Below are 23,805 nucleotides of genomic sequence, written 5' to 3'. Positions count from 1 at the left end.
TATTGTCCGGGATGCAAGGCCCCTCTGCATAACCCGTGCAGGGCGGGAGTTATGTGGAAGGTCCCCGGCTGATGCCACAATCGTCCCATGCAAATCCCCTATGAACTGATTCTGGGCTGGCGCTACACCCGCGCCGGCCGCGCCACGCGGCGCAACGGGTTTATTTCCTTCATCTCGGGCGTTTCCATGCTGGGCATCGCGCTCGGAGTAGCTGCGCTGATCATTGTGCTCAGCGTGATGAACGGCTTCCAGAAGGAAGTGCGCGACCGCATGCTGGGCGTGATCTCGCACATCGAGGTGTTTGCACCCAATGGCGCGGCGCTGCCGGACCCGCAGAAAACACTGTCCGAAATCAAGGCCAACCGGCAGGTGGTGGGTGCTGCGACGTTTATTTCCGCACAGGCCCTGCTGGCGCGTGGCGAAGACATGAAGGGCACGCTGGTGCGCGGCATCGATCCGGCGCTGGAGGGCCAGGTGACCGACCTCGCTGCCGCCTCGGTCAGCACGCTGGCCAGGCTCGTGCCCGGCCAGTTCGGCGTGGTGCTGGGCGGCGAACTCGCACGTTCGCTGGGGGTGCGTGAGGGTGACCAGGTGACGCTGATTGCCCCCAGTGGCCAGGTCACGCCGGCGGGTGTGGTGCCGCGCCTCAAGCAGATGACCGTGGTCGGCACCTTCGACTCGGGCCACTTCGAATACGACTCGGCGCTGGTGATGTTGCACCAGGACGACGCCGCCAGGATTTTCCGCCTTGAAGGCCCGACCGGCATCCGCGTCAAGCTCAAGGACCTGCACCAGGCGCGCGAAGTGGCGGCCGAGTTGTCGCGCAGCCTCAGCGGTGATTTGCTGATCCGCGACTGGACGCGGCAGAACAAGACCTGGTTTGCCGCCGTGCAGCTTGAAAAACGCATGATGTTCATCATCCTGACCCTGATCGTGGCCGTTGCCGCTTTCAACCTGGTCAGCACCCTGGTGATGACGGTCACCGACAAACGCGCCGACATCGCCATCCTGCGCACCCTGGGCGCCAGCCCCAAAAGCATCATGGGCATTTTCATGGTGCAGGGCGCGATGGTTGGCGTGATCGGCACCTTGTCCGGCCTGCTGCTGGGGCTGGGCATTGCGCTCAACATCGACGTGATCGTGCCCGCGCTGGAGCGCCTGCTCAACGCCAGCTTTTTACCTAAAGACATCTACCTGATCAGCCGCATGCCCAGTGAACCGCAGTACGCCGACATCATGCCCATCGTCGTGATTGCACTGGTGCTGGCTTTCCTGGCCACCATTTATCCGAGCTGGCGCGCCAGCCGCGTGAACCCCGCAGAGGCTCTCAGATATGAATAAAAGATTTTTTGGGTGTCTCCTATGAATGAGGTCGTGCTCAAGGCCCAGGGCCTGACCAAACGCTTCCACGAAGGCCCGATCGACCTGACCGTGCTGCACGGTGTGGACCTGCAGGTCTTTGCCGGTGAAACCCTGGCCATCGTCGGCGCCTCCGGCTCCGGCAAAAGCACCTTGCTGCACCTGATGGGCGGACTGGATGCACCCACCAGCGGGAGCGTCGAGCTCAAGGGGCAACAGATGTCTGCGCTGTCGCCGGCCGAACAGGGCGAGTTGCGCAACCGGCATCTGGGCTTTGTGTACCAGTTCCACCACCTGCTGCCGGAGTTCAGCGCGCTCGACAATGTGGCCATGCCGCTGTGGATACGGCGTGAGGATCGCGAGAAGGCGGCGCAAACCGCCGGCGCGATGCTGGCCAGCGTGGGCCTGAAAGACCGCATTCACCACCGCCCGGCTGAACTGTCGGGCGGCGAGCGACAGCGTGTGGCGATTGCGCGTGCGCTGGTCACACGGCCAGCCTGTGTGCTGGCCGACGAACCCACCGGCAACCTGGACCGGAGCACCGCCGACGGCGTGTTCGAACTGATGCTGCAACTCGCCCGCGAGCACGGCACGGCCTTTGTGATGGTGACTCATGACGAAACGCTGGCGGCGCGCTGTGGCCGGCGTTTCAGGCTGGTGTCGGGGCGCTTGTCGGCGTGGGCTTGAGGCCCCGGGCCGTCTTGAGCGCTTAACCCGGCCCGGCCGGTCGGGCGCAAGGGCATTCAACGGCCTCCCGCCCTGAAAAGGGCCGGGCGTGCATAATCCTGGGTCTCCCCGTCGCCCGCGCCTGTGCTTTTCCCTGCCGGTGAGCCCTTCAACATGCCGTGGCAGCGCCTTGCCTTCGGTCCAGCACAACCTCACCTGCGCATGACCGATCACTACACCGCCCTCGGGCTGGACAGCGCTGCCAGGCTGGCCGACGTCAAGAAGGCCTTTCGCCAGAAGGCTTCGTTCTGGCACCCCGACAAAAATGCTGATCCGCAGGCGCCGGCGCGTTTTCGGGCGGTGCAGGAAGCGTACGAAGTGCTGTCGGACACTGAAAAACGCCAGGCTTACGACGACAACCGCCGCCGCAACCTGCTGGACAGCCCGCTGGCCACCGCGACTGACATCTGGCAAAACTATTTCGACCCGCTGACCCAAGGAACTGAACCATGAAAACCCCGGCTGCATGAGCATCTCCCCCTACTTCCTTGAGTTGCGCTCGGCCTACCAGTCCGAGATGGAGGACCTGCGCTTCGACTCCGAAGGGCGCGACGTGCTGCAGCAGCGCCTGGCCGGCAAACGCCAGGAGATGGCCTTTCTGGTGCAGATGATGGATATCAGCCCGGAAATGGTGGCCGTCGTTTTTCACCAGGGTTTTGACTTCACCGGGAAAGCCGCCATGGAGCACCTGCTCACGCATGACGAGGATGTGTTTCCGCCCTGGAGCAGCCTGGCTGGCAGCCTGGCGCTGGCGCCCTGGGCACGGGAACTGGCCGAGATCGTGCTGCGGTCGCCGGGTGGGGAGAGGTTTTTGGCGGTGACGGCCGGTCTGGAGTACATGGCCGGTCTGCCGGTGGCCAGCGCGATCATCGTCAGCGACGAAGACCAGGATGAAGACCAAGACAGCGACCGGGACGACGACCAGGACCTGGTGATTTTTGAGGACGATGGCGAGGGCGGTCAGGGCAGCGACGCCCGGACACGCCAGGAGGCGGGCGCCGACTGGCTGGTCCAGCAGGGCTTTGACGCCAAAGACTGATGCAAGCAATTGGAACCCGAAAGTGAAACCCTGATGACCCAGCATCTTGCCCTGATAGCAAAAACCCAAAGCCTGATTGCGGCCGGCGACATCGTGGGTGCCGAGTCGGCGCTGGTGGAACTGGCCGATGCCGAAGGCGATGCCGCGCTGATGGTGGTGCTGGAGCAGTTGCCGCCCAAGGATGTGCTGGCCGTGATCCGCGAATACGACAACTCGAAGGAGTCGGTGGTCAGCCTGCTGGTATCACCGGCGCAGTTCGCGCGCGCCGTGGTGATCGAAAAACTCTACAAGGACCTGACCCGCACACACCTGCGCGGCATGGTCAACGCGGTGATCTTCCGGGAGGATGCGGACCCGGTGGAATTCCTCACGGCCATCGGTGACCTCGACGGCGGCGCCGAGGCTCTCGCCGACTATTTTTCGGATCAGTGGAGCCGTGTCGAGGGTTTCGCGCGCAGCGGCAGCTTCGAGCCGGCTGACGAGTACGGCAAGATGTTGTCGCAGTCCGCCCTGCTGGCTTCGGCTTACGAGAAGCCGCGCGTGCAGCAGGATGAAATCGCCGACAAGGACTGGATGGAACTCGCCTGGATCCTGCGTTACCAATTGCCCGACCTGTTCATCGAAATGCTGATGGTGCTGCGCGCCAAGGTCAGTGCGCATCAGGCCACGGCTTCGGAGGAAGAGGACGACGAGGAAGACACCGAGGACGATGGCAAGGTCGAGACCGGCGACACCGACCGTGGCAAGGCAACGCCGACAGCGCGCGAGTCCGACGAGGAATCGGCGATCTGACCTTGCACACGCCCATGCCTTCGCCGACCGCCGTCTCGCTCTACGACGCGCGCCCTTTTTTCGAAAAGGCGCTGCAGCACGGTGTGTTGCACGGCATCATCGGTCCGGAAAAAATCGGGGCCATGCGGATCGAGGGCCCCAAGGGCATGGTGCAGATCGCGCGTTATTTCGGCAACGAGTTTTTGCGCCCGGAGCTTGAAAAAGCCCGCGACCGCATGGTGAACCTGGTCAGCCTGTACCTCGAAGCCAGCTGCGACGGCGATGTGCAGCAGGCAGCCGAGTCGCTGCGCGATTTTTCGCTGCTGTCGCGCTCCAAGGGTGGCTCGGACATGCTCAAGGCCCTGATCGCCATGCCGCAGAACAGCCACTTTGGCATGAGCGAGCGCGGTGGTTTTCGCGACGAGCACATTCCGCTGCTGGCCAAGTGGTCGCTGCGCGATCTGGCCGACTACCAGGGCGAACTCGCCAGACGCAGCCAGGTGGCGCAGGTGGTGGACGCGGCGCTCTGGCTCGCCGGCGAGTTGGGCATGGACGCGGACGAACTCGAAGAGGCGGGCAAGGATGCCGAAGCGGTGATACGCAGCGCCTTGCTGGTGCTGGCGGCTGGCCGCACCGAGATGCCGGACTGGGTCGCGTTTGAAAAAATGATCACCGCCCTGCGCAAGAAGTTCGCCGTGGTGCCGGCGGCGCTACCGGTCGTTGTTCCGAAAAAATTGCCCATGCATCTGCGGCCGGCGGTGGAAGCGGTGCGGCAGTCGGTGCTGGCCGACGCGCCCAAAATTCTCGATGCGGCCCTGCCGGCGCGCGCCTTGTTCGACCGCAGCCCTGCTTTCATGGGCCGTTATTTCTGGGTGGAAGACGCCCTCCATGAAGTCGACCACCACGACCGCCAGGCGTCTGCGGCATGGAACAAGGTCACCGGCGGCAACAGCGACGATGGCTCGCTGCTGACCCTGCTGCTGTGCGTGGCCGCCGGCGCGCCCCCCAAAACCATGTTGACCGAAAAAAGTGCTGCGACCCTGGTGCGCAAGATCTGGAAATCAGGTTTCCATCCTGCGCTGGCCCACCAATACCTGCTCGACCACGCCCCGGCGCAACATCAGGACGCTTACGCCAGTTTGTGGGAAGACTTCGTGGAAGAGGCGCAGCCCACGCTGCAAAGCGATGCGATTCACGCGCTCAATGACGCGGTGGCGCTGTTGCGGCGGGAATGCCATGTGCAGTAGGTGCTTGCCGTCTGCGGTGGAAGAAACGTGGTTTTTCAAGTGATTTGGGGTTGTAGCCCTTATTGAACGTGTGCAGATAGCTATTGAATTTATAGCGAATGTTTTCTGTGCCTTGCCAACCTGGACTTGAGCCGGTATCCATGTTTGCCCACTACTCATTTTTTTGAAGCGCTGCAGTTTGCCTGCAAGCCGGGGGTTGCCCGGTGGCAACTTGCTTTCTTTTTGCGTCGCCAAAAAGAAAGTAAGCAAAGAAAAAGGCGACCCGATGGTCTGGGTCCCCTGCGCTGCGCTCCGGGGCAACCTCCGGTGCTCACCGAAAGCGGGGTCGAGCTCGAACTCGCCTTCGGCTCAGACAATCGCTCGCCCTGATCCGCTTTCGGCTGCGCTCCTCGGCCCAGCCCGACGGGTGGAGGAACAAATGCGAGAACGGATGCGGAGGCGGGGAGACATGACGCGCGAAGCGCGTCATGTCGGACTCAACAGACCGTCATGTTTGCACGCGAGCGCAGCACCCGCAGCCAAATGAGGCTCCCCGCCATCGCCCAGCGGGGCGAGGGAAGGGCGGGGGGTTGGGAGTGGGGAGTTGCGCCTACTGTCCTGGGCGAAGCATGGACGCAGCGTGATGCCGGGGAGCAGCAGGCTCAAAGAATCCGGTTGAACCAAAGCAGCGACAAGCCCGCCGACAGCAGCGCCAGCACCGACGCCACCAGCGCCAGCAAGCCGGAGATTTCGGTTTCCTTTTTCTCCACGGTCAGGCGCGAGCTCAAGGTCTCGTAGACTTTTTTCAGATCCGCCGCGGTGCCGGCATAGAAGTATTCAGCCTGTGTCTTGTTGGCAATCGCCTTGAGGGTTTCCTCGTCGAGCCGGACGCGCATGGACCAGCCTTCAAAACCGATGGTCTCACCGTCGACGGTGCCGACGCCCACGGTGTAGATGCGTACACCGCGGTCGGCCGCCATCTTGGCAGCCTCCATCGAGTCCACCCCCGTGGTGCGCTGGCCGTCGGTCAGCAGGATGATGGCGGCCGAGGTGTAGGAGCCGGGGGCCACGGGTGTGAACTCCTTTTTTTGCTCTTTCGGCGCCTGGTCAATCGCGATGCCGCTGTTGCGGTTGCGGCCGTAGGTCAGCGACGCCAGGTCAATACCGGCATCCGGAAACAATTCGGCCAGCGAGACGACGATGGCGTTGCCAATGGCGGTGGCGCGCTGCAGCTGGAACTTGTCGATGGCCGTGACCAGGTCTTCCCGGCTCAGGGTGGGCGACTGCACCACCGAGGCGGTGCCTGCAAACGCGACAATGCCCACCCGCACGCTGCGCGGCAGGTCGGCCAGGAAGGCCTTGGCGGCGTTTTGCGAGGCCACCAGGCGGTTCGGCAACACGTCGGTGGCGCGCATGCTTCCCGACACGTCCATCGCCAGGATGATGGTCTCCTGCTGCGAGGGCAGGGTGACGACGGCGAACGGCCGCGCGGCAGCCAGCAGCATCGCGGCGATGGCCAGCAGGAACAACAGCGGCGGAATGTGACGCCGCACACTCTGCCCCGTGCCCATGGCTTCGCGCACGATGGACAGGCTGGCATAACGCAGCGCCATTTTCTTTTTGCGGCGCAGCAGCCAGACATAAACCACTACCAGCAGGGGCAGGGCCAGCATCAGCCACAAGAACTGGGGCCAGAGAAAGGTCATGGGGGAGGTCATGGTGTCATCTCCTTGGGGCTCAGGCCGCCACCTTCAGGTGGCCGGGCAGCTTGCCGCGGCCACCTCGGCCAGCGGCGCCCGAGACCTGGCCGCGGCGCTTGCGCAGTTCGGTGAAACGCATGATGGCGTCAACCAGGTCGCCGTCGGTAGACAATTCCAGCGTGTCGACGCCGGCCTGCGCCAACGCCTGGCGCAAATCGGCTTCGCGCTGCGCGGCAATGCGGGCAAAGCGCTTGCGAAAACCCGCGTCGTGGGTGTCGACCAGCAACTGCTCGCCGGTTTCCGCATCGCGTATCGGGATCAGACCGAGGTCGGGCAGTTCAAGTTCCAGCGGGTCCAGCAGGCGCACGGCCACCACCTCGTGGCGCTGCGCCAGCTGCCCCAGCGCTTTTTCCCAGCCGGGTTCACTGATGAAGTCGGACACCACAAACACCGTGGAACGCCGGCGCACCAATTGGGCAGCCGAGGTCAGCAAATCGTCAAGGCGTGTGGTGACCGTGCCGGTGGTGGCGGGCCGGGTCTGCAGCGTGTGCAGCAGCTGCAACACATGCGCCCGCCCGCCGCGCGGCGGCAGCACGGTGTCCACGCCGGCGCCGTACAGCATGGCGCCCACACGGTTGCCGTGGCGTGTCAGCACGCGAGCCAGCACCGCTACAAACTCGGCGGAGACCTGGCTTTTGCGCTGGTCGCCCGAACCAAAATCGACGGACGGGCTCAGGTCCAGCAAAAACCAGCTGGCCATTTCGCGGTCTTCGGTGAACACGCGCACATGCGGCGACTGCAGGCGCGCTGTCACGTTCCAGTCGATGTGGCGCACGTCGTCGTGGTGCTGGTACTCGCGCAGGTCGGCCAGGTCCATGCCAGTGCCGCGCATCAGCGTGCGGTAGTCGCCCTGCAACAGCCCGTCGAGCCGGCGCAACACCGTCCATTCGAGGCGGCGCAGCACGTGCTCGGCGCCATGGCCTGGGGTGGGAGCGGCCGTCGCAGCTACCGAAGTGCTTGCGGCTTCGACAGGCTCAGCCCGAACAGCTTTGCGAAACCAGTTTTTCATGATCAGCGAGCTACCGTGGGGCATGCCTAGGCAGCCAGTTTTTCATGCTCGAGAGGGCGTGCGGGCGCTGGTACTTTCGCCATGATTCTGGCGACGACAGTGTCGGCGCTCAGGCCTTCGGACAGCGCTTCGTAGGACAACACCAGCCGGTGGCGCAGCACATCGGGCACCAGGTCCGTCATGTCTTCAGGCAGCACATAGCTGCGTCCGCGCAGCATGGCCAGGGCGCGCGCGCCTTCGGTCAGGTTGATGGTGGCGCGCGGGCTGGCGCCGAAGGTGATGAAGCGGGCCAGGTCCTTCAGGCCGTGTTTTTCGGGTGTGCGGGTGGCGGAGACCAGTCGCACGGCGTACTGGATCAGCGACGGGTCCACATAGACGCGCCGGCATTCGCGCTGCAGCTCCGCCAGCTGCGCGGTGGTGGCGACGCTGGAAACGGCCACGGCCGGCCCGATCACGCGCTCGACAATCACGAACTCTTCCTCGTCGGTCGGGTAGTCCACCAGCACCTTCATCATGAAACGGTCCACCTGCGCTTCCGGCAGCGGATAGGTGCCTTCGGTTTCGATCGGGTTCTGCGTGGCCATCACCAGAAAGGGCTCGGGCACGCGGTGCGTCTCGCCGGCGATCGTGACCTGGCGCTCCTGCATGACCTCCAGCAGGGCGCTTTGCACCTTGGCCGGCGCGCGGTTGATCTCGTCGGCCAGCAGCAGGTTGGTGAACACCGGACCGAGCGAGGTGCTGAAGTCGCCGGTTTTCTGGTTGTAGATGCGGGTGCCCACCAGGTCGGCCGGTACCAGGTCGGGCGTGAACTGGATGCGCTTGAAATTGCCCTGGATGGTATTGGCCAGGGTCTTGACGGTCAGGGTTTTGGCCAGGCCCGGCACACCTTCGACCAGCAGGTGCCCCTGCGCCAGAATGGCCACCATCACGCGTTCGAGAAAGCGGTCCTGGCCGACGACCACACGTTTGACCTCGTAGAGGATCTGCTCCATCAGTTGTGCGGTGTGCGGGTCCTGCGAAGTGGCGGGTGTTTGCATGGGGAGGTCCTTCAGAAAGGGGTCAGGCCGACGGCGGACGCGGCGTTTTCAATCGGCACGGCAAAAGCGATGCCGACAAAACTTCGCTGCTGGTTGGGGTTGAGGATGGCGGTGACGATGCCGACCACTTCGCCGTCCATGGTGACCAGCGGGCCGCCCGAATTTCCGGGGTTGGCGGCGGCGTCGAACTGGATCAGGTTGCGCATTTCCTGCTTGCCTTCGGGTGAGCGGAAGGTGCGCTTGAGGCCGGAGATCACACCAGCCGAGGCCGATGGCCCGATGCCGAAGGGGTAACCCACGGCCAGCACATGGTCGCCGGGCGCCAGGTCACCGGTGGAGCGCATGGTTGCCGCAATCATGTCGTCGGGAATCTTGTGGGCCTGCAACACCGCGAGGTCGTTTTCGGGCTGGGCGCCGGTGATGTGTGCGGTGGATTCCAGTCCGTCGGAAAACACCACCTTGATGGTCTGCGCCCCCTGCACCACATGCAGGTTGGTCAGGATGATGCCTTTGTCGACAATCACCACGCCAGTGCCGACGCCGACCTCCACGTCCTCCTTGCCGTTCTTGCTCTTGCCGTAGCCGGTGACGCGCACCACCGAGGGGCGAATGGTGTCGTAGGCCTTGGCGACGGCTGAGGGCAGCTGGGCGGTTTCGAGCGTTTTCAGGACGGCTGCATGGATGTCGGCCTGCGTCAGCTTGCGTGGCTGCGGCCGCAGCGCCAGCGAGAGGCTGAGGGCCAGCAGCAAGGCCATCACCGCGAGCGCGGCCCAGAGAAGGCGCGGGCTGGACAGCGAGAAAAAGCGTGTTCCGGGGGCATGCTCAATGACGGGCCCGGTTTGCGCCTGCTGCCCGGGCACCTCCGCCGGAGGGGGGCTGCTGGAGCTGCTGTAGAGGGCTGGCCTGCGCATCCGTGTCACCTGTCAAAAGGGTTTCCCGGGGATTTCCGGACTGACGAATGCACGGTATCACGTCTGATCCAACCCTGCACATTCTTCAGGCATCCGTGGGGTCATCGCGGCGGGCCGGCGATCAGGCATCATGGGAATATGCCGCGCTGGATAGACACCCATTGCCACCTCGATGCCCGGGAATTTGACAGGGACCGTGTCGCCGTGCGGGCGCGGGCGGCAGCCGCCGGCGTGGTGCATTGTGTTGTGCCGGCGGTCGGGGTGGCTGACTTTGCAGCCGTACGCACACTGGCGCACGATTTCGGCGACAGTTATGCCCTCGGCATTCACCCGCTGTTTGTCGGTCAGGCGCAGGAGGGCGACCTGGCCCTGCTCGATGCCGAACTTGCCCTGCGCAAAGCCGACGCCCGGCTGGTGGCGGTGGGTGAAATCGGGCTCGATTATTTTGTGCCGGCCCTGACACAAAGCCCCTTGCGCGAGCGCCAGGAGTTTTTCTACCGCGAGCAGCTCCTGCTGGCACGCAAGCACGGCCTGCCGGTGATCCTGCATGTGCGCCGCTCCGCCGACAAGCTGCTCAAACATCTGCGCGAGCTCGCGCCGCAGGAAGGCTGGCGCGGCATTGCCCACGCTTTCAACGGCAGCCGGCAACAGGCCGATGAATTCCTCAAGCTGGGCCTCAAGCTCGGTTTTGGCGGGGCCGTCACTTTTGAGCCGGCATTGCAGCTCAGGCGCCTGGCGACCGAATTGCCGCTGGAGGCGCTGGTGCTGGAAACCGATGCGCCGGACATTCCGCCGCACTGGCTGTACGCCACGGCGCAGCAGCGCGGCGCGGGCCAGGCCCAGGGGCGCAACGAACCGGCCGAGCTGCCGCGTATCGCCGCCGTGGTGGCGGAACTGCGCGGCATCACGGTCGACGCCCTGGCGCTGGCGACCACGGCCAACGCCGGCGCGGCGCTGCCCGGGCTGCAGGCCCTGTCCGCATGCTGACGGGCCTGGCGCCGCTGGTCAGCAGCCGGACCCGCGTGCTGATCCTCGGCAGTTTTCCCGGCGTCGCCTCGCTGGCGGCGCAGCAGTATTACGGCCACCCGCAAAACCAGTTCTGGAGAATCCTGCAAGCCATTTGGTCATCCAGCACAATACCAGTGGGCGCAGACAGCTATCAAAACCGTAGCGCATGGCTGCTGGACAGAGGGCTGGGCCTCTGGGACGTGTATGCGGCCTGCGAGCGCGAGGGCAGCCTGGACAGCCGCATCCGCCATCCGGTGGTCAACGATTTCGCGAAAATGCAGCGACAGTGCCCGGCGCTGGAGGCGATCGCCCACAATGGCGGGGAGAGTTTCAAACATGCCCGGTACACCGCGCTGCTGGGTCGGCCCGTTTATAAATTGCCCTCCACCAGCCCGGCCAACGCCTCCTGGTCGTTTGAGCGCAAACTCGCTGCCTGGCGTGACGTATTTGAAAAACACGGATTGACCGAATGACCGAATGACCGATTGACCGATTGACCGATTGACCTAATGGCCCGCAAAGAAACCAGCAACCACCACTCCCGGCTTCCACAGGCAGAACTGCCCGAGGTGAATTTTTCCGATTACGGCGACGTCCGTTACCTGCATCTGGGCACGCAATGGGTGCAGGGGTCGATGCTGCTGGACAAACCTTTCGACATCGAACTGGAGTATGTCCAGCGCATGATGGCCTGGCTGCTGCTTGCCGAGCCCGGAGCGGTGGCCGCGCGCCACGCGATGCAGCTGGGCCTGGGCTCGGCAGCACTGACCAAGTTCTGCTACAAAAAACTGAAGATGAAAACCACGGCCATCGAGCTCAACCCGCAGGTACTGGCCGCCTGCCGGCTGTGGTTCAAGCTCCCCGCCGATGACCTGCGCCTGAAGGTCATCGTGGCCGACGCTGCGCAGGAAATCCGCAAGGCGGAGCACCATGGCACGGTGGACGCGTTGCAGGTGGACCTGTACGACCACGAAGCTGCAGCGCCGGTGCTCGACAGCGCGGACTTTTATGCCGATTGCCGCGAACTGCTCAGTGAGGATGGCGTCATGACAGTCAACCTGTTCGGGCGCGACTCCAGCTACATCAGCTCGCTGGAAAAAATCGCCGAAGCTTTTGGCCCCGAGTCTGTCTGGGCCTTCAAACCAACGCGGGAGGGCAACACCGTCGTGGCGGCGCAACGCGAGCCGACCCGACCCGGGCGGGCAGAACTTTCGCAGAGGGCCGAGGGGATCGAGTCCCGCTTCGGCCTGCCCGCCAAAAAGTGGCTGAGGCTGTTCAAACCCGTTTTCTGAGCCTTGCCTGAGAAGTTTTCTGCCGCAAGGGGCGATCAGTTAAAGTGCCAGCATGCGTGCTGCCGTGCCTCCCAAAAACCCCTCTGAATCCACACCCCGGTCCGCCGCCCCGGCTGGACCACTGGACTGGCGCCGACTGGTGGAGTGGCTCAGTGAGGACGGGGTGATTTCGGCGGCCGAGTCGCAACGCACGATTGCGCGCTGCTCCCAGGTGCAGAGCGCGCAACACCCGCTGATCCGGCTGGCCAGCGTCAGCATGACCCGCGTGGCCGACGGCAAGCCGCTGGACATTGAAACCATTTCCCAGTGGCTGGCCGGCCGGGCCGGCCTGGGCTATCTGCGCATCGACCCCCTGAAGGTGGATGTGGGCAAGGTGGCCGACACCATGTCAGCGGTGTATGCCGAACGCCACAAGGTGCTGCCGGTGCAGGTCACCACGTCCGAGGTGGTGGTCGCAACCGCCGAGCCCTTCGTCACCGACTGGGTCTCCGAGGTCGAGCGCCAGTCCAAACGCAGCGTGCGCCTGGTGGTGGCCAATCCGACCGAAATTGCCCGCTACACCGCCGAATTTTTTGCGCTGGCCAAGTCGGTGAAAGCGGCGATGAAAGCAGGCGGCAATGCCGGTGCCGCCAGTTTCGAACAGCTGGTGGAGCTGGGCAAAACCAACAAGCAGCTCGACGCCAACGACCAGGGCGTGGTGCAGGTGGTGGACTGGCTCTGGCAATACGCCTTTGACCAGCGCGCCAGTGACATCCATCTCGAGCCGCGGCGCGACCAGGGCGTGATCCGCTTCCGCATCGACGGCGTGTTGCACCCGGTCTACCAGTTGCCCATGGGGGTGCACAACGCCATGACGGCGCGCATCAAGCTGCTAGGCCGCATGGACGTGGTCGAAAAGCGCCGGCCGCAGGATGGCCGCATCAAGACCCGTAACCCGCGCGGCGACGAAATCGAAATGCGGCTGTCGACCTTGCCGACGGCCTTCGGCGAAAAAATGGTGATGCGGATCTTTGACCCGGACACCACCGTCAAGGACCTCGATGCACTCGGGTTTTCCCAGCACGATGCGACGCGTTGGGAACAGCTCGTCAAGCGGCCCTACGGCATCGTGCTGGTGACGGGCCCGACCGGCTCGGGCAAAACCACCACCCTGTATTCAACGCTCAAACGTATCGCCACCGAAGAGGTCAACGTCAGCACGATCGAGGACCCGATCGAGATGATCGAGCCGGCCTTCAACCAGACGCAGGTTCAGGCGCACCTCGATTTCGATTTCCCTGAAGGCCTGCGCGCGCTGATGCGGCAGGACCCGGACATCATCATGGTCGGCGAGATCCGCGATCTGCAGACCGCGGAAATGGCGGTGCAGGCCGCGCTGACGGGCCACCTGGTGTTTTCCACGCTGCATACCAACGACGCCCCTTCGGCGGTGTCGCGCCTGATGGAACTCGGCGTGCCTTCCTATCTGATCAATGCCACCTTGCTGGGCGTGCTGGCGCAGCGGCTGGTGCGCACGTTGTGTCCGCAGTGCCGCGAGAAAGACGAAGGCAGTTCGCGCGAGACGCTCACCGAAATCGTCAAGCCCTGGCAGATCAACGGTGCCTACCAGCCCTACAAGCCGGTCGGCTGTGTCGACTGCCGGATGACCGGTTTTCTCGGCCGCATGGGGCTGTATGAACTGCTGACGGTGACCGAGGCCTTCAAGGACAAGGTCACCAAAGAGCCGAGCATCGACGCGCTGCGGCGCCAGGCCGTGGCCGACGGCATGCGGCCGCTGCGGCTGGCGGGTGCGCTCAAGGTGGCGGAAGGCCTGACCACCATCGAGGAAATACTTTCCACGACACCGCCGATGGCCTGAACCCTGTCCCCGGGGGGACAGGTGGACTCTTTTGGCGCTTTCTGCGCCTTTTTTGCGTAAGTGAAAGCCACATCCCCTTCAGGGGCAATTACATGCACAATCCACCGATTCATTCTTTAGTCAGAGGAGCCAAACCGTGAATATCAAGAGTCAGAAAGACTTTTTTGCCGGTCTCATGTTCATGGGTGTCGGTGTGGCATTTGCGTGGGGTGCAACGACTTACAACGTCGGCACCGGCGCACGCATGGGGCCGGGCTATTTCCCGCTGATGCTGGGCGTCCTGCTGGCGCTGATTGGGGCGGTGATTACGTTCAAGGCCCTCGTGGTCGAGACGGTGGGCGGAGACAGGATCGGCAAGTGGGCCTGGAAGCCCTTGTTCTACATCATTGCCGCCAACGTGGTGTTCGGCATTTTGCTGGCGGGCCTGCCGGCCATCAAGTTTCCGGCCTTCGGCATGATCGTGGCGATTTATGCGCTGACTTTCATTGCCAGCATGGCCGAGCCCGGCTGGAAATTCAAGACGACCCTCATTCTGGCGACCATCCTGGCCGTTGGCAGCTATCTGGCCTTTGTTCTTGCGCTGAAATTGCAGTTCCCGGTGTGGCCGTCCTTCATCACCGGCTAAGGAAAATAAAATGGATCTGATCGCAAACTTGTCTTTGGGTTTTGGCGTGGCATTCACGCCGATCAACCTGCTCTACGCTTTCGCCGGCTGCCTGCTCGGTACCCTGATTGGCGTGTTGCCCGGCATTGGACCGGTGGCCACCATTGCCATGCTGCTGCCGGCCACCTACGCCTTGCCCCCGGTGTCCGCACTCATCATGCTGGCCGGCATTTATTACGGCGCACAGTACGGCGGTTCGACCACCGCCATCCTCGTGAACCTGCCCGGCGAGTCTTCGTCCGTGGTGACCTGTATCGACGGCTACCAGATGGCCAGAAAGGGGCGAGCGGGGCCGGCCCTCGCCGCGGCTGGTTTGGGCTCGTTTTTTGCCGGCTGCGTCGGCACCCTGATCCTGGCCGCTTTTGCGCCGCCGCTGACGGAACTGGCGTTCAAGTTCGGCCCGGCCGAATATTTCGCCCTGATGGTGCTGGGCCTGATTGGTGCCGTGGTGCTGGCTTCGGGCTCGCTGCTCAAGGCGGTCGGCATGATTGTGCTGGGCCTGTTGCTGGGCCTGGTGGGCACCGACGTGAACTCTGGTGTGGCACGTTTCAGCTTTGACATTCCCGAACTCACCGACGGCATCGGTTTCATCGTGATCGCCATGGGTGTGTTCGGCTACGGCGAGATCATCAGCAATCTGGCCCAGCCCGAGCACGAACGTGAAGTGTTCACCGCCAAGGTGTCTGGCCTGTTTCCGACCAAGCAGGACTTCAAGGACATGACACCAGCCGTGTTGCGCGGCACCATTCTGGGTTCATCTTTGGGCATCCTGCCTGGCGGTGGAGCGCTGCTGGCCGCGTTTGCTGCCTACACGCTGGAAAAGAAAATCAAGATGAAACCGGGCGAAGTCCCCTTCGGCCAGGGCAATATCCGCGGCGTGGCCGGTCCCGAGTCGGCCAACAATGCCGGTGCGCAGACCTCCTTCATTCCGCTGCTCACCCTGGGTATTCCTCCCAACGCGGTCATGGCCCTGATGGTTGGCGCCATGACGATCCACAACATCCAGCCCGGCCCGCAGGTCATGACCAGCAACCCCGAGTTGTTCTGGGGCCTGATTGCCTCGATGTGGATCGGCAACGCCATGCTGATCATCCTGAACCTGCCGCTGATCGGCATCTGGATCAAGCTGCTGACCGTGCCTTACCGCTTCCTGTTCCCCGCGATTGTGTTGTTCTGCGCGATTGGTGTTTACTCGACCAACAACAACACCTGGGACATCTGGATGGTGGGTATTTTTGGCGTGATTGGCTACCTCTTCATCAAGCTGGGGACGGAACCCGCGCCGTTGCTGCTGGGCTTCATCCTCGGCCCCATGATGGAAGAAAACCTGCGCCGTGCGCTGCTGCTGTCACGCGGCGACTGGAGCGTGTTCGTGACGCGTCCGCTGTCTGCCGGCCTGCTTGCTGCCGGGGCCTTGCTGCTGGTGATCGTGCTTTTGCCGTCGGTCAAGAACAAGCGTGAAGAGGCTTTTGTCGAGGAATGATGACTCGATGAAACATCCCAACGGCACCCTCGGGTGCCGTTTTTTTTGAGTGAAACTGTTTGAACAGTGCCAATGGGAAAACCGTTGCACAATGTCGAAATGAAACGTAGACATATCATTTTCGTGACGACCGCCAGCCTGGCAATTGCGGCCGCGATGCCCGTTGCGGCACAGACTTCTGCGGCCGCCCCGGGCACGGCTTACCCTTCGCGGCCGATCCGCATGATCGTGCCCTTTCCGGCAGGCGGCGCCACTGACATCCTGGCGCGCGCGCTATCGCAGAAGCTCGGTGAAAAAATCGGGCAGACCGTGGTGGTCGACAACCGGCCCGGCGCCGGCGGGACCATAGGCGCCGACGCTGCATCCAAGGCCGCGCCGGATGGCTACACGCTGCTGTTGGCGACTTCCAGCACCCACAGCATAGGCCCGGCCATCAACCCGAAAATTCCTTACAACGCCGAGACCGATTTCACGCCGATCGCCTATGTCGCGAGTTCGCCCAACGTGGTGCTGGTGCCCATGTCTTCGCCGGCCAGGACCATGCGGGAGTTCATGGACCATGCGCGAAAAAATCCGGGTCGGCTGAACTACGCGTCCAGCGGCAACGGCACCATCGTGCACCTGACCACCGAGTACTTCAAGGCGCAGTCGGGCACCTTCATTCTTCACATTCCCTACCGGGGCACGGCGCTGGCCATGCCGGACCTGATCAGCGGCAAGCTCGACGTGTTGTTCGACTCCTTTGTGACCGGCATGCCGCATGTCAAGGACGGCAAGCTGCGCGCCCTGGCCGTGACCAGCCTCAAACGCACGGCGCTCGCACCTGACCTTCCGACGGTGTCCGAGAGCCTGCCGGGCTTCGAGTCAGTGACCTGGTTTGGCGTGTACGGCCCCAAAGGCCTGAATGCCGAGCTGACGGCGCGGGTGAACCAGGCGCTCAATGCGGCGCTGGCCGACCCCGACGTGAAGGATCGTTTTGCCCGGTTGGGCGCCGAGCCCACCGGTGGCACCCCGCAGGCTTTTGCGGCCATGGTCAGGACCGACAACGCCAAGTGGAAAAAAATCATTTCCGAGCGCAAGATCACCACCGACTGACAACGCTAATCCGGCGCCAGGGCCTGGCGCCAGCCCTCTTTTTTCAGAGCCGTCCATGAACTTCGACTACAACAATCCCTACACCTCCACCCGCATTCCGCTGTTTGCCCGCAATGTGGTGTCCACCTCGCACCCGCTGGGCGCGCAGGCCGGGCTGCGCATGCTGCTCAAGGGCGGGAACGCGGTGGATGCGGCGATTGCTGCGGCCGCTGCCATGACCATCGTCGAGCCGGTCAGCAACGGCCTGGGCAGCGACGCCTTCTGCATCCTGTGGGACGGCAAGGAATTGCATGGCCTCAACGCCTCGGGGCGTGCACCGCAGGCCTGGACGCCGGATTACTTCAAGCGCAAATACGGCGACGGCGCCGTCACCCCGCCCAAGCGCGGTCTTGATTCGGTGACCGTGCCCGGTGCCGTGGCCGGCTGGGTCGCCATGAGCGAGCGTTTTGGCCGGCTGCCGTTTGCCGACCTGATGGAGCCCGCGATTGAAATCGCCGAGCGGGGCTACCTGCTGCCGCCGGTGGTGCAACAGAAGTGGGCGGCCGCTACCGATGAACTCAAAGCCATGCCCGGTTTTGCCCAGTCTTTTCTGCCCTGGGGCCGCGCGCCGAATGTGGGCGAGCTGTTCCAGTTCAAGGCGGCGGCCAGGGCGCTGCGGGCAATCGCCCAGAGCAAGGGTGCGGCCTACTACGGCGGTGAGATTGCGCAGGCGATTGAAAAATTCTCCGCACAAAACGGCGGCAGCCTGACGGCCAAAGACTTTGCGTCCTACCAGCCGGAGTGGGTCCAGCCCATCGGCAAGGACTACCGCGGATACACGCTGCACGAAATTCCGCCGAACGGCCAGGGCATCTCGGCACTGATTGCGCTGGGCATCCTGGACAAGTTCGATGTCGCAGGCCTTGCGGTGGACGGGGTGGATTCACAGCACCTGCAGATTGAAGCCATGAAGCTGGCGTTTGCCGACGTCTACAAATACGTGGCGGAGCCATCGTCAATGGAGGTGAGCGTCGATCAAATGCTCGATGACAGCTACCTTGCCTCCCGTGCCAAACTCATCGACATGAAAAAAGCGCAGGACTTCGGCGCCGGCAACCCGGTCAAGGGCGGCACCATTTACCTCACCGCAGCCGACGAGGACGGCATGATGGTCAGCTTCATCCAGAGCAACTACATGGGGTTTGGCTCGGGTTGTGTCGAGCCCGAGTTCGGCATCAGCCTGCAGAACCGCGGCCACGGCTTCAGCCTGCAGACCGGCGTCAACCAGGTGGCGCCGGGCAAACGGCCTTTCCACACCATCATCCCGGCCTTCCTCACGAAGGACGGACAGCCCGTCATGTCTTACGGCGTCATGGGTGCCAACATGCAGCCCCAGGGCCACATGCAGACGCTGGTGCGCATGCTCGACTACGGGCAGAACCCGCAGGCCGCCTGTGATGCGCCGCGCTGGCGCTACAACGCCGGTTTTGAAATCAATGTCGAGGCGGCGATGAACCCGCAAACCGTGCAGGGCCTGTCGGAGCGCGGCCACCGCATGGAAGTGATCAACGACTCCTACCAGGACTTCGGCGCGGGCCAGTTCATCTGCCGCGCGGGCGATCCCAAGGTCGAAGGTTATGTGGCGGCCAGTGACAGCCGGCGCGACGGTCAGGCCGTCGGTTTCTAGAATTTCCTCTTGTCCAAAAGTTCAGAGTCAAAAACACTCCCAGCCCAAGACCAGCGGGCGCAGACAGCTCCTAAAAGCATAGCGACCGGGTTGCTGCTGGCAACCCTCGGCGCCATCGCCTTCAGCGGCAAGGCGATCATCGTCAAGCTCGCCTACCGTTACGGCGTCGATGCGGTCACGCTCATCATGTACCGCATGCTGTTTGCGTTGCCGATCTTTGCGGTCATGGCGTGGTGGGCCAGCCGGGGCAAGGCGGCCCTGACCCGCAAGGACTGGCTGGGTGTGCTCTGGCTGGGCTTCACCGGTTATTACCTGGCGAGTTTTCTGGACTTTGCCGGGCTCGCCTACATCAGCGCCTCGCTCGAGCGGCTGATCCTCTACCTGAACCCAACGCTGGTCTTGCTGCTGGGTCTGGTGCTGTACCGCAGGCGCATCAGCGCCCCGCAGATCATGGGCATGGCGATCAGCTACAGCGGCGTGGTGCTGGTCTTCGGCCACGAGATCACCCTGCTGGGGCCGGAGGCCGCCTGGGGTGCGCTTCTGGTGTTTCTGAGCGCCGTCAGTTACGCGCTCTACCTGGTCTACAGCGGCGAGATGGTCCAGCGCCTGGGCGCCTTGCGTCTGGTGGGGTTGGCCACCACGGTCGCCTGCCTGTTCTGCATCCTGCAGTTCGTGCTGCTCAGACCGTTCAGTGCTGCGGCGGTCGCGCCCGAGGTGGTCTGGCTGTCGGTGCTCAATGCCACGCTGTGCACGGCGGCCCCGGTGTTGATGGTGATGATGGCTATTGAACGCATAGGCGCCAGCATGGCCGCGCAGACCGGCATGGTCGGCCCGATGTCCACCATTTTGATGGGGGTGCTGATTCTGGGCGAGCCGTTTACCGCCTGGGTGGCGGCGGGGACGGTGCTGGTGATTACCGGCATCTTCGTGTTCTCCCGCGGGAAATAGCCCCTACGGTCGCTCACTGCGTGCGCAGCGGCAGGTGAACGTGCTGGTTATTTCTTGACGGGCGTGCGTTTGGGGGCGGGACCAGACGGCGCGGCGCTGGCGTTGGTATTTCGCCGTACTGCCAGGCCTTCCATGCGTTGGGCCACGGTGACGGCCTGCTGTCCGCTCAGGCCATCCATCCGGTTGCCCATGGCCTGCTCGAGCAGGTCCAGCCGCTGCTGCGCGGGCGGGTGGGTGCTGAGCGACAGTGCAAACAGGGGGTTGTCAGGCGTGGCGGTGCGCAGCTGCTGCAACACGGCCACCAGGCCGTAGGGGTCGAAACCGGCACGCGCGGCCAGTGCGACACCACTGCGATCGGCGTCGAATTCATCACTCTGGTCCAGCCCGCGTGAATACAGGTCGCGCCCCAGGCTCAGGAACTGGGCCGACACCGCGCCTGCCAGCTCCCCCTTGACCTGCGATCCGATGACCTGTGTGAGCAGGCCGGCGCGTGCGGTCTTAGCGATTGCCTGCAGGTGGTGTCTGGCGGTCACGTGGGTGATTTCATGCGCCAGGATGCCGGCGAGCTCGGCCTCGTCGGCAACACGCTCGATCAACCCCTTGGTCACGAACACATAACCGCCGGGCGCGGCAAAGGCGTTGAAGCCGGCATCGTCCAGCACCGCGAAGGTCCAGGGCAGTTGCGGCCGCGCGGACTGCAGGCTGATCCAGCGCCCGAGCTGGTTGACGTAACGCTGCAGCGCCATGTCGGGATGCAGCGGCTTGCTGCCCAGCAAGACGGCGGCCAGCTGGCGGCCGATTTCAATTTCCTTCGGTTCATCAATCTGTTCCAGCGACTGCGACAGCAGGCCGATCAGGTCACCGGCCCGTGCCGCCTGGCCAGCGCCGGCCGGCGCGAAGCTGGCGCCCAGCATGTTTCCCAGCATCCCGCCGGGCGTGGACGGCTGGGCTGGCGCCGGCGCTTCGGCAGGGGCCGCCTGGCGCAGAAAAGAGCCCAGCAGGTTCAGGGCCTTGCCGGCGTCCTGGCCGTGCGCTGGCAAACAGGCCAGACCGGCTGTCAGGGCCAGCGTCAACAGCCAGGCCGGTTGCGGGGAAAGGGGTGGCTGCGTCATGGCGGCTCCTAGTTGTTGTTATTGCCCGCAGGGCCGGTGTTTTGCAGCGGCGCCGGCGCCGGGTTGGGCAGGGCCTCCACCGGCCGGCTGCTCAGTGCCGCTGCGCTGGCGAACTGCCGGGCCTGGTCGGCATCCATGCGCAGCGTGTCGGCTTGCGCCACCGCCGCCATGTCGGGTTGCGCGCGCGCCAGGTCTTCCGCGCCGAGTCCCCGTATGCCCACCGTGGAGGTGGCGGTGGTGGTCCCCCCCTGGGCGCTGCCCTTGTTGAAGAAGCTGGTCAGGCCGCGCAGTGCATTGGCGCCGGTGCTGGGCGCCGTGGCGCTGCTGGCCGGGGCCACGTCGAACATGTGGACCCAGCCATTGGCGCCTTCGGCGGTGCGCACCTGGATCCATGCGCCCTGGCGCGCACCGGAGCGCGTGACCGGTGTGCGCGCCGCCAGCGGGGCCAGGCTGCGCGATGTTTCCCCAGGTGCCTCGCGCAATTCGGTGCTGCGCTTGACCAGCACTGCTTCCGTTTGTGCATGGGCCAGGGCGCCGGCCAGCAGAAGGGAGCAAGAGCCCAGCCAGTGAACGCGCTTGGATTTACTCAGTATCATGGCCCATCAACTTTCAACGAAGAAGCGGAAATTATTATGGATTTAGGTATCGCAGGCAAATGGGCATTGGTGTGCGGCGCAAGCAAGGGCCTCGGTCTGGGCTGTGCCCAGGCGCTGGTGCGCGAAGGTGTGAATGTGTTGATCGTCGCGCGGGGCGCCGAGGTCCTGGAAGCGACTGCTGCAAAATTGATAGCTGACAGCGCCCGACCGGCGAGCGCCAGCGTGCAGTTTGTTGCAGCAGACATCACAACCGTTGAAGGCCGCGCGGCGGTCTTCGCGGTGCGCAAGGACTTCGACATCGTGGTGACCAACGCCGGCGGTCCGCCACCAGGCGACTTCCGCGACTGGGACCGCGACGCCTGGATCAAGGCGGTGGACGCCAACATGCTGACCCCGATCGAGCTGATCAAGGCCACGGTGGACGGCATGGCGGCGCGCGGCTTCGGCCGCATCATCAACATCACCTCCAGCTCGGTGAAGGCGCCGATTGATATTCTGGGCTTGAGCAACGGTGCGCGCAGCGGGCTGACGGGGTTTGTTGCTGGCGTGGCACGCACCAAACTGGCAGCCCAGGGTGTCACGATCAACAACCTGCTGCCCGGCAAGTTCGACACCGACCGCATCGCTACCACCGTGCGTGCTGCTGCCGAGAAGTCCGGCAAGAGTGTCGAAGAGGTCCGCCGCGCGCAACAGGCGCAAATTCCAGCTGGCCGCTTTGGCACGCCCGACGAGTTCGGTGCGATCTGCGCCTTCTTGTGCAGCACCCATGCCGCGTACATGACGGGTCAGAACGTGTTGGCCGATGGTGGGGCTTATCCCGGGACCTATTGAACCTGATCCGCAGAGGGCGTTCCTTCGCAACTTCCTCGATCTCCGGAACGCGTCCGGTCGGGCACTGGATGGCGGCGTGCCTTGTGTGGGTGCGTGTGGGTTCACATCGCGCCTGACGGACGCTTTTTGACGGGCACGCTGCTCAGCCCAATGCCTGGGGCAGGCGCTGCAGCACCCTGACTTCCGAGCCGAAAATAACCCACGCCTGCACGGCGAACCCCGCCAGGGCCAGCACCAGGCAGGCGGGTTCGCCCCAGGTCGCACCAACCAAGCCGCCCAGTGCGGCGCCGATCGGCCTGGCCCCGGTATTGGCGGCCAGAAAAATCGCCGACACGCGCCCCAGCATCGCGCCGGGGGTGACGGTCTGCCGCAAGGTTGTGGAGGTGATGGTCCAGACAATCGGGCCGGCGCCAAAAAGAAAAAATGCCAGGCCCGCCAGCACGCCGGATGGAAGGGCAAGTGTGGCGAGCATGGTCAGCGCTGCCAGCACCGACACGGCCGGCCCCAGCTGAATGGCCCGGCCGAAGGGCAGCTTCGCAACCAGGTGCGGCGCCAGCAGCGCGCCCACCACCATGCCGGCGCCATACGCGGCGAGTGTCATGCCCACGGCCGCAGCACTCAGGCCGAGCAGACGGATGGCGTAGGGCACGTAGGCGGCCTGCAGGACGAACCAGGAGATATTCCAGGCCACAGCCGTCAGAAAAATGGGCCGCAACAGCGCATGACCCCAGACCCAGTGGGCGCCGTCCCGTATGTCGAGCAGGGGGTGGCGCCTGGCCATGAGGGCGCGCGGTGGCTCCACCAGTTGCAGCAGCAAAACCACCGCAGACCCTGACAACACGGCCGCCAGCACAAACGCAGCCGGTGCGCCGGCCCAGGTGACCAGCGCGCCGCCCAGCGCGGGCCCGGCGGCAAACGCGGCACTTCGGGCAAGCTCCAGCCGGCCATTGGCACGCGCCAGGGCTTCACGCGGCACCAGCGCGGGGACCAGCGCAGGCGCAGCCACGCTGAAACCCACCGTGCCGACCGCACCGAGAAATCCCAGCACGGCCAGCAGGCCGATGGAGAGCTGGCCGGACATCACGGCGGCCAGCAGGCCGAACATGGCCAGGCCGCGCAAGGTTTCGGCCCACACCATCAGGCGACGCCGCGACGTACGGTCGGCCAGCAGACCCAGGGGAATCGACAGCAGCAGAAAGGGCAGGGTCTGGGCGGTCGCCAGCAGACCGATGTCGCCGGGCCCGGCGCCCAGGGCCAGCACAGCGACGATGGGCACCGCCGCCAGACTCAGCTGCTCGGCCGACTGCGCCGCGAGGTTGGCGTTGGTGAGGGTCAGCAGGGAACGGGGAAGCGCAGGTGTCATGGGGTGGGTGTTTTCCGGAAACGGGCATCATGCCGCGGTCTCCGCGCGACG

Annotated in this window: 23 protein-coding genes; 16 read left to right on the top strand and 7 right to left on the bottom strand. The window is 64.4% G+C overall.

The window, feature by feature from the left end; translation table 11 throughout:
• Window positions 1–87: 87 nt before the first annotated feature.
• From PSV33_RS11155 to PSV33_RS11130, 6 genes are all read left to right on the top strand, one after another.
• Window positions 88–1,341 carry a lipoprotein-releasing ABC transporter permease subunit gene (locus PSV33_RS11155; protein WP_300561666.1) on the top strand — a complete coding sequence of 418 codons (1,254 nt, stop codon included), beginning with the start codon at window positions 88–90 and terminating at the stop codon, window positions 1,339–1,341.
• 21 nt (window positions 1,342–1,362) lie between these two features.
• Window positions 1,363–2,046 carry a lipoprotein-releasing ABC transporter ATP-binding protein LolD gene (gene lolD, locus PSV33_RS11150; protein WP_300561663.1) on the top strand — a complete coding sequence of 228 codons (684 nt, stop codon included), beginning with the start codon at window positions 1,363–1,365 and terminating at the stop codon, window positions 2,044–2,046.
• 201 nt (window positions 2,047–2,247) lie between these two features.
• Window positions 2,248–2,538, top strand: coding sequence for a DnaJ domain-containing protein (locus PSV33_RS11145; protein ID WP_300561661.1), 291 nt, complete (start codon window positions 2,248–2,250; stop codon window positions 2,536–2,538).
• A 13-nt stretch (window positions 2,539–2,551) separates the two neighbouring features.
• The gene (locus PSV33_RS11140; protein ID WP_300561658.1) at window positions 2,552–3,124 is read left to right on the top strand and encodes a hypothetical protein; all 573 of its coding nucleotides are present in this window, start codon (window positions 2,552–2,554) and stop codon (window positions 3,122–3,124) included.
• A gap of 33 nt (window positions 3,125–3,157) precedes the next feature.
• Window positions 3,158–3,916: a hypothetical protein gene (locus tag PSV33_RS11135; protein WP_300561654.1), complete on the top strand. Its 759-nt coding sequence runs from the start codon at window positions 3,158–3,160 to the stop codon at window positions 3,914–3,916.
• A 14-nt stretch (window positions 3,917–3,930) separates the two neighbouring features.
• A complete protein-coding gene (locus PSV33_RS11130; RefSeq protein WP_300561651.1) occupies window positions 3,931–5,142 on the top strand; it encodes a hypothetical protein in 1,212 nt (403 codons plus the stop codon).
• A 641-nt stretch (window positions 5,143–5,783) separates the two neighbouring features.
• Here the strand turns inward: PSV33_RS11130 and PSV33_RS11125 are convergent.
• Genes PSV33_RS11125 through PSV33_RS11110 form a run of 4 tightly spaced genes read right to left on the bottom strand, consistent with a single transcriptional unit; the run spans window position 5,784 to window position 9,838 of the window.
• Window positions 5,784–6,827 (bottom strand): VWA domain-containing protein, encoded by a 1,044-nt coding sequence (locus tag PSV33_RS11125; protein ID WP_300561788.1) that lies wholly within the window; start codon window positions 6,825–6,827, stop codon window positions 5,784–5,786.
• A gap of 31 nt (window positions 6,828–6,858) precedes the next feature.
• On the bottom strand, window positions 6,859–7,914 hold the full coding sequence (locus PSV33_RS11120) for a DUF58 domain-containing protein (RefSeq protein ID WP_300561648.1): 1,056 nt from the start codon (window positions 7,912–7,914) through the stop codon (window positions 6,859–6,861).
• A gap of 2 nt (window positions 7,915–7,916) precedes the next feature.
• Complete coding sequence (locus PSV33_RS11115) at window positions 7,917–8,927, bottom strand: MoxR family ATPase (RefSeq protein ID WP_300561645.1); 1,011 nt, start codon at window positions 8,925–8,927, stop codon at window positions 7,917–7,919.
• An 11-nt stretch (window positions 8,928–8,938) separates the two neighbouring features.
• Complete coding sequence (locus PSV33_RS11110) at window positions 8,939–9,838, bottom strand: trypsin-like peptidase domain-containing protein (protein WP_300561642.1); 900 nt, start codon at window positions 9,836–9,838, stop codon at window positions 8,939–8,941.
• Window positions 9,839–9,976: 138 nt separating this feature from the next.
• Between PSV33_RS11110 and PSV33_RS11105 the strand changes: the two genes are divergently transcribed.
• From PSV33_RS11105 to PSV33_RS11065, 9 genes are all read left to right on the top strand, one after another.
• Complete coding sequence (locus tag PSV33_RS11105; RefSeq protein ID WP_300561640.1) at window positions 9,977–10,825, top strand: TatD family hydrolase; 849 nt, start codon at window positions 9,977–9,979, stop codon at window positions 10,823–10,825.
• The gene (locus tag PSV33_RS11100; protein WP_300561638.1) at window positions 10,819–11,319 is read left to right on the top strand and encodes a DNA-deoxyinosine glycosylase; all 501 of its coding nucleotides are present in this window, start codon (window positions 10,819–10,821) and stop codon (window positions 11,317–11,319) included. The genes PSV33_RS11105 and PSV33_RS11100 overlap by 7 nt, the downstream gene beginning before the upstream one ends.
• Before the next feature lie 36 nt (window positions 11,320–11,355).
• A complete protein-coding gene (locus PSV33_RS11095) occupies window positions 11,356–12,138 on the top strand; it encodes a spermidine synthase (RefSeq protein WP_300561636.1) in 783 nt (260 codons plus the stop codon).
• Between the two features lie 52 nt (window positions 12,139–12,190).
• Window positions 12,191–13,996 carry a GspE/PulE family protein gene (locus tag PSV33_RS11090; RefSeq protein WP_300561634.1) on the top strand — a complete coding sequence of 602 codons (1,806 nt, stop codon included), beginning with the start codon at window positions 12,191–12,193 and terminating at the stop codon, window positions 13,994–13,996.
• 136 nt (window positions 13,997–14,132) lie between these two features.
• Complete coding sequence (locus tag PSV33_RS11085; protein WP_300561631.1) at window positions 14,133–14,621, top strand: tripartite tricarboxylate transporter TctB family protein; 489 nt, start codon at window positions 14,133–14,135, stop codon at window positions 14,619–14,621.
• Window positions 14,622–14,631: 10 nt separating this feature from the next.
• Window positions 14,632–16,143: a tripartite tricarboxylate transporter permease gene (locus PSV33_RS11080; protein ID WP_300561627.1), complete on the top strand. Its 1,512-nt coding sequence runs from the start codon at window positions 14,632–14,634 to the stop codon at window positions 16,141–16,143.
• Window positions 16,144–16,242: 99 nt separating this feature from the next.
• Window positions 16,243–17,238: a tripartite tricarboxylate transporter substrate binding protein gene (locus tag PSV33_RS11075; protein WP_300561624.1), complete on the top strand. Its 996-nt coding sequence runs from the start codon at window positions 16,243–16,245 to the stop codon at window positions 17,236–17,238.
• A gap of 55 nt (window positions 17,239–17,293) precedes the next feature.
• The gene (locus PSV33_RS11070; RefSeq protein ID WP_300561621.1) at window positions 17,294–18,904 is read left to right on the top strand and encodes a gamma-glutamyltransferase family protein; all 1,611 of its coding nucleotides are present in this window, start codon (window positions 17,294–17,296) and stop codon (window positions 18,902–18,904) included.
• Between the two features lie 78 nt (window positions 18,905–18,982).
• Entirely contained in the window at window positions 18,983–19,852 is an 870-nt protein-coding gene (locus PSV33_RS11065; protein ID WP_300561785.1) for a DMT family transporter, read from the top strand.
• Between the two features lie 47 nt (window positions 19,853–19,899).
• Here PSV33_RS11065 and PSV33_RS11060 read toward each other — a convergent pair whose 3' ends face one another.
• Entirely contained in the window at window positions 19,900–20,964 is a 1,065-nt protein-coding gene (locus PSV33_RS11060) for a M48 family metalloprotease (RefSeq protein WP_300561618.1), read from the bottom strand.
• A gap of 8 nt (window positions 20,965–20,972) precedes the next feature.
• Window positions 20,973–21,560 (bottom strand): SH3 domain-containing protein, encoded by a 588-nt coding sequence (locus PSV33_RS11055; RefSeq protein WP_300561615.1) that lies wholly within the window; start codon window positions 21,558–21,560, stop codon window positions 20,973–20,975.
• 36 nt (window positions 21,561–21,596) lie between these two features.
• Here PSV33_RS11055 and PSV33_RS11050 point away from each other — a divergent pair, with 36 nt between their 5' ends.
• Entirely contained in the window at window positions 21,597–22,391 is a 795-nt protein-coding gene (locus tag PSV33_RS11050) for an SDR family oxidoreductase (protein WP_300561612.1), read from the top strand.
• 142 nt (window positions 22,392–22,533) lie between these two features.
• Here the strand turns inward: PSV33_RS11050 and PSV33_RS11045 are convergent, their stop codons facing one another.
• Window positions 22,534–23,754: an MFS transporter gene (locus PSV33_RS11045; RefSeq protein ID WP_300561609.1), complete on the bottom strand. Its 1,221-nt coding sequence runs from the start codon at window positions 23,752–23,754 to the stop codon at window positions 22,534–22,536.
• Between the last annotated feature and the right edge of the window lie 51 nt (window positions 23,755–23,805).

It is taken from the genome of Polaromonas sp. (assembly GCF_029945895.1).
Taxonomy (GTDB): Bacteria; Pseudomonadota; Gammaproteobacteria; order Burkholderiales; family Burkholderiaceae_C; genus Polaromonas.
The sequence above is the reverse complement of the archived record's forward strand: the minus strand, read 5'-3'. Positions and strand labels throughout refer to the sequence as shown.

Excerpts from the sequence above, each read along its gene's own strand:
- PSV33_RS11155 (WP_300561666.1), top strand. The coding sequence starts at position 88 with ATGCAAATCCCCTATGAACTGATTCTGGGCTGGCGCTACACCCGCGCC.
- lolD (WP_300561663.1), top strand. The coding sequence starts at position 1,363 with ATGAATGAGGTCGTGCTCAAGGCCCAGGGCCTGACCAAACGCTTCCAC.
- PSV33_RS11145 (WP_300561661.1), top strand. The coding sequence starts at position 2,248 with ATGACCGATCACTACACCGCCCTCGGGCTGGACAGCGCTGCCAGGCTG.
- PSV33_RS11140 (WP_300561658.1), top strand. The coding sequence starts at position 2,552 with ATGAGCATCTCCCCCTACTTCCTTGAGTTGCGCTCGGCCTACCAGTCC.
- PSV33_RS11135 (WP_300561654.1), top strand. The coding sequence starts at position 3,158 with ATGACCCAGCATCTTGCCCTGATAGCAAAAACCCAAAGCCTGATTGCG.
- PSV33_RS11130 (WP_300561651.1), top strand. The coding sequence starts at position 3,931 with ATGCCTTCGCCGACCGCCGTCTCGCTCTACGACGCGCGCCCTTTTTTC.
- PSV33_RS11125 (WP_300561788.1), bottom strand. The coding sequence starts at position 6,827 with ATGACCTTTCTCTGGCCCCAGTTCTTGTGGCTGATGCTGGCCCTGCCC.
- PSV33_RS11120 (WP_300561648.1), bottom strand. The coding sequence starts at position 7,914 with ATGCCCCACGGTAGCTCGCTGATCATGAAAAACTGGTTTCGCAAAGCT.
- PSV33_RS11115 (WP_300561645.1), bottom strand. The coding sequence starts at position 8,927 with ATGCAAACACCCGCCACTTCGCAGGACCCGCACACCGCACAACTGATG.
- PSV33_RS11110 (WP_300561642.1), bottom strand. The coding sequence starts at position 9,838 with ATGCGCAGGCCAGCCCTCTACAGCAGCTCCAGCAGCCCCCCTCCGGCG.
- PSV33_RS11105 (WP_300561640.1), top strand. The coding sequence starts at position 9,977 with ATGCCGCGCTGGATAGACACCCATTGCCACCTCGATGCCCGGGAATTT.
- PSV33_RS11100 (WP_300561638.1), top strand. The coding sequence starts at position 10,819 with ATGCTGACGGGCCTGGCGCCGCTGGTCAGCAGCCGGACCCGCGTGCTG.
- PSV33_RS11095 (WP_300561636.1), top strand. The coding sequence starts at position 11,356 with ATGGCCCGCAAAGAAACCAGCAACCACCACTCCCGGCTTCCACAGGCA.
- PSV33_RS11090 (WP_300561634.1), top strand. The coding sequence starts at position 12,191 with ATGCGTGCTGCCGTGCCTCCCAAAAACCCCTCTGAATCCACACCCCGG.
- PSV33_RS11080 (WP_300561627.1), top strand. The coding sequence starts at position 14,632 with ATGGATCTGATCGCAAACTTGTCTTTGGGTTTTGGCGTGGCATTCACG.
- PSV33_RS11075 (WP_300561624.1), top strand. The coding sequence starts at position 16,243 with ATGAAACGTAGACATATCATTTTCGTGACGACCGCCAGCCTGGCAATT.
- PSV33_RS11070 (WP_300561621.1), top strand. The coding sequence starts at position 17,294 with ATGAACTTCGACTACAACAATCCCTACACCTCCACCCGCATTCCGCTG.
- PSV33_RS11060 (WP_300561618.1), bottom strand. The coding sequence starts at position 20,964 with ATGACGCAGCCACCCCTTTCCCCGCAACCGGCCTGGCTGTTGACGCTG.
- PSV33_RS11055 (WP_300561615.1), bottom strand. The coding sequence starts at position 21,560 with ATGATACTGAGTAAATCCAAGCGCGTTCACTGGCTGGGCTCTTGCTCC.
- PSV33_RS11050 (WP_300561612.1), top strand. The coding sequence starts at position 21,597 with ATGGATTTAGGTATCGCAGGCAAATGGGCATTGGTGTGCGGCGCAAGC.
- PSV33_RS11045 (WP_300561609.1), bottom strand. The coding sequence starts at position 23,754 with ATGACACCTGCGCTTCCCCGTTCCCTGCTGACCCTCACCAACGCCAAC.